The organism is Arthrobacter sp. Y3223164, assembly GCF_059091005.1.
Window position 1 is genome coordinate 1 of record NZ_JBNHGF010000252.1, and the last position, 4,199, is coordinate 4,199.

Here is a 4,199-nt window from a genome sequence, read left to right on the forward strand (position 1 = left end):
GGCCAGGGCTGCGTAGCTGCGGCCAAGGCCGGACGGGTACGGACCCAGTGCTTCGGCCAGGCTCGCCACCGGTAGGTAGGCCGGGGAAGGAGGGGCGGCACCGCCGTCGTCGTCGGGGGAGGGCGGTGCGGCGAGCAGCAGCAGGGCCAGCCCGTGCAGCCGCGTCAGGCACGAGTCCAGTTCGTGAAGCATCGCAGTGCCGTCCGGCGGCAAGAGCAACGGCCGCAGGGAGCGGGCGTCGGCGGCGCGTCCGGCATCCACGTCGGTGCTGAGCACTACGGCTTCGAGTACCTCCAGCTCGGGCCGGGACAGCTGCTCCAGCACCCGCTGCAGGCTGATCCGCGTGCACGCGCGCGCAGCCAGCGCGGAAAAGTCCGGCACGGCCGGCAGGCAGAGATCCGGACGGGCGCCAAACAGTTGCCGCAGCTCGGTGTCGCTGCGGGCGGCCAGTTGACCAGCCAGGGCGCGGATGGAGGACACCGGATTAACGTTACCCCGGGCCTCTGCGGCGCGACGGTGCCGAGGCGGGACTGTCTCGGGAGCGGCTGCTGCCCGCTAGCTGCGGCTGCGCGCTGGCTGCCCGCTAGCTGCGGCGGCGGCGGCGGACGCTGCCGGCCACCAGCAGCACCATCAGCACGAAGGCGATCGGAAAGCAGAACCAGGCCAGTCCCAGAAAGCCGGCCCACACCTCGGTTCCGGCCATGGCACCGGCCAAAATCACGCCCAGGCTGCCCAAACCGGTCAACAGCGCGACGACGGCGGCAAGGACCAGCACTCGGTGCAAAGCACCGGACTCGGCGGGGCGGGACGCATTGTGGGCGGGGACGGTTGCGGGCATGACACCAGATTACAGCCGCCATTTCGGGGCCTCATTCCGGGCGCTCACGCCACGAGCGGAAAGCGGCGGGCAACGGGCTCGGCGGTCAGCGGAACGCGATAACCTAGAGACAGACTTTCCCCGATTCGGCGCGGTCGCATGTGCGACCGCTGTGCTACCGGCGGGGCCCATGGTAAGAACGCAGCAGCGTGCGGTACCGCTGCATCATGAAGCAGAACGAGGTAAGCAAAGTGCCCATCGGCAAAGTCAAGTGGTTTGACACGGATAAAGGGTTTGGATTCCTGGCCAGCGAGGACGGACAGGAAGTGTTCCTGCACGCCTCGGCGCTGCCGGCCGGCGTCAAAGACGTCAAGCCAGGCACCCGGATGGAATTCGGTATAGCGGATGGCCGGCGTGGCCCCTCCGCGCTCTCGGCGCGCATCCTCGACGCCGCTCCCTCGGTGGTCCGGGCGACGCGGAAGCCGGCCGAGGACATGGCCGTGATCACCGAAGACCTGATCAAGCTTCTGGACGAGGTCTCCAACGGCCTGCGCCGGGGCCGCTACCCGGAGCGCTCCCACGCGTCGAAGGTTGCAGCGGTGCTCCGCCGCGTGGCCGACGACCTGGACGCGTAGAGCGGCCTCGATGACTGAAAATATGACCGACGCCGGCGCTGAAACGGTTGACGAGGGGCAGGCGCTCGCCGACGAGCCGAAGGCCGAGGCGGCGCCCCGGCGTCGTCCCGCCAAGCGTGCTCCGAAATTGGACCCTGTGTTGGCCGAAGCGGTGGACCGTGCGCGCGACGGTGTGCTGGAGATCGCCCCGTCGGAGCAGATCGGTGCACACGTAGGCACGTTTGCCGACGGCGACCGCCTGGCCACCCACCGGTTCGAGGCCCAACTGGCGGGCTACGCGGGCTGGCAGTGGTTCGCCACGCTGGCCCGGGTGCCGCGGGGCAAGGAAGCAACTGTTTGCGAAGTGGGCCTGCTTCCCTCCGAGAAGTCGCTGCTGGCGCCCGAGTGGGTGCCGTGGGCCGACCGGGTTCGGCCCGAAGAAGCCGCGGCTGCGGCGGAAGCAGAGGCTGCGGAGCGCTCCGAGGCTGCTGCTGCAAACGATGGGGCGGACGCGGCGGAACGCTCCGAGCCTGCTGCCGCCGATGATGCGACGGCTACGGACCGGGCCGAGGCAGCCGCGGACGGCGTGGCGGAGGCAGCGGACGGCACCGAGGCCGCTGCTGGCGATGATGTGGAGGCGGCGGACGGCACCGAGGCCGCTCCTGCCGACCATGTGGCAGCGACGGATCGGGCCGAGGCAGACGATTCCGATGTAGCCGCGGACGGCGTGGCTGCAGCCGAGGACCTGCGCCCGGCCACGGAGGACGTATCCGAAGGGAACGGCACCGAGGCCACCGACGGCACCGCGACCAAGGCCTCCGACGTCACCGCGGCCAAGGACGGCGCCGAAACTACGTCCTGACACGACCCATCGACGAGGCAGGTGTGCAGCCGGAAAGGGCGGTAAAGCGTGTTTCGTTCACTGAGGTTGTTCAACTACCGGATCTGGTTCATCGGAGCCTTGGTCTCCAATATCGGTACGTGGATGCAGCGCACGGCGCAGGACTGGCTGGTCTACGACATCCTGACCGAGCAGGACGCCGCTGCCATGGGCATCGTGATGGCCCTGCAGATGGGGCCACAACTGGTTCTGGCTCCTTGGGCAGGGCTCGTTGCCGACCGCTTTGACCGGCAAAAGCTGCTGATGGCCACCCAGATTTCGATGGCCGTGCTGGGCTTGGCGTTGGGGTTGATGGTGATCGCCGACGTCGCCCAGTTGTGGCATGTCTACGCCTTTGCTCTGGCACTCGGCATGGTGACAGCGGTGGATGCGCCGGCACGGCAGACGTTCGTCTCGGACGTGGTGCGCGACGATTACCTGCCCAACGCAGTGGCGCTGAACAGCACGTCCTTCAACCTGGCCAGAATGGTCGGGCCGGCCATTGCCGGTGTGCTCACCGTCGCCATTGGTCCCGGACCGGTATTCCTGATTAACACCGCTACCTTCGCGGCAATGATCGCGGCGCTGCTCGCCATCCGACGGCAGGAGCTTCACCTGCGGGAGAAGGCCGCCAAGGGACGCGGGCAGATCCTCGAAGGCTTCCGGTATGTGAAGCAGCGGCCCGACCTGGTGGTCGTGCTCGCTGCCATCTTTATCATCGGTACTTTCGGCCTGAACTTTTCCGTCTTTGTCGCCTCCATGGCGCGGACCGAATTCGGCGGACACGCCGGTGATTTCGGCCTGCTCTCCTCGGTCATGGCCGCAGGTTCGGTCACCGGTTCGTTGCTTAGCGCACGGCGTGACCGGCCGCGGCTGCGCTATATCTTTGGCGCCTCGGTGGCCTTCGGCATCGCCTGTACTGCGGCAGGGCTCGCCCCCACAATTTGGCTCTTCGGGCTGGCGCTCGTGCCGGTCGGCGCTGCCGCCATCACGATCATGACCAGCGCCAATGCGTATGTGCAGACCACGACTGCTCCCATGATGCGCGGGCGCGTCATGTCTTTGTACATGGCCATCCTGATGGGCGGGACCCCGATCGGTGCGCCTCTGGTCGGTTTGGTGGCCAACAGCTTCGGCCCGCGCTGGGGGCTGGGGGTGGCCGCGCTGTCCGGCGTGGCTGCAGCCGCGGTCGGGATCGTATGGGCCTGGCGTGCCCACCACATGCGTCTGCGCTTCGACCGCTCTGCGGCCCGGAAACTCACCATTACCTACGGTGTGCCGGACCGTCGCGCCTAAGAGATTCCGAGACCGCAGGCGCCCCACGCACCCGGAATCTTCTGCTGGCGTTACAGCATTCTCCGCAGGCGCCGCCGACATTTTTTGCTCGTGCCGCGGGAAGCTCAGAATGGGGGTGGTGCGTTGGGGTCGGTGTTTTCGTCGGGCAGTTCGATGCCGCCGAGCGTACGTTTTGGTGGTTGGTCGCCGCGGTCGCTGATATCGCGGGCGGCGCCGTCTCCAGTGGCGGCAGCGGCGCCGGCTGCATCTGGGGCCCCGTCGGTGTTCTCTTCGCTTTCGCCGCTGGATGCCGCTTCCGTCTCCTTCGGCCGGGGCAGGAGAGTGTCCCAGCCCTCGTCCGGGTAAGTGGTCTTGCGGTGGCCGGTGCGCGTGGTCCATGTGATCTCACCGTGTGGCCCGGCCTGGGCCTGGATGTGCCCGCCGGTCTTCGCCGCGTGGTGGGCGCTGCACAGGCACTGCAGGTTTTCCGGCATAGTCGGCCCGCCGTCGTCCCACCCGCGGACATGGTCGATCTCGCAGTATCTGGCCGCGCGGCGGCAGCCGGGGAAGCGGCAGTGCCGGTCCCGGACACGGACCAGGCGTTTGAGCCATT

General features: G+C 68.2%; 5 protein-coding genes and 1 pseudogene. 3 read left to right on the forward strand and 3 right to left on the reverse strand.

Going from position 1 to position 4,199, the window contains the following annotated elements:
• A pseudogene (locus AC5RUJ_RS11980) lies at window positions 1-480 on the reverse strand (helicase-associated domain-containing protein); the annotation flags it as partial.
• Between the two features lie 103 nt (window positions 481-583).
• The gene (locus AC5RUJ_RS11985) at window positions 584-838 is read right to left on the reverse strand and encodes a hypothetical protein (RefSeq protein ID WP_494073372.1); all 255 of its coding nucleotides are present in this window, start codon (window positions 836-838) and stop codon (window positions 584-586) included.
• A 230-nt stretch (window positions 839-1,068) separates the two neighbouring features.
• On the opposite strand from AC5RUJ_RS11985, the gene AC5RUJ_RS11990 reads away from it, so the two are divergent.
• Genes AC5RUJ_RS11990 through AC5RUJ_RS12000 form a run of 3 tightly spaced genes read left to right on the forward strand, consistent with a single transcriptional unit; the run spans window position 1,069 to window position 3,607 of the window.
• On the forward strand, window positions 1,069-1,452 hold the full coding sequence (locus tag AC5RUJ_RS11990; RefSeq protein ID WP_494014722.1) for a cold-shock protein: 384 nt from the start codon (window positions 1,069-1,071) through the stop codon (window positions 1,450-1,452).
• A gap of 10 nt (window positions 1,453-1,462) precedes the next feature.
• On the forward strand, window positions 1,463-2,293 hold the full coding sequence (locus AC5RUJ_RS11995) for a DUF3027 domain-containing protein (protein WP_494128095.1): 831 nt from the start codon (window positions 1,463-1,465) through the stop codon (window positions 2,291-2,293).
• 48 nt (window positions 2,294-2,341) lie between these two features.
• Window positions 2,342-3,607 (forward strand): MFS transporter, encoded by a 1,266-nt coding sequence (locus AC5RUJ_RS12000; RefSeq protein WP_494128094.1) that lies wholly within the window; start codon window positions 2,342-2,344, stop codon window positions 3,605-3,607.
• A 104-nt stretch (window positions 3,608-3,711) separates the two neighbouring features.
• Here AC5RUJ_RS12000 and AC5RUJ_RS12005 read toward each other — a convergent pair.
• Window positions 3,712-4,199, reverse strand: a 488-nt coding sequence (locus AC5RUJ_RS12005) for an HNH endonuclease signature motif containing protein (RefSeq protein WP_494155910.1), incomplete at its 5' end; no start/stop codon positions are given.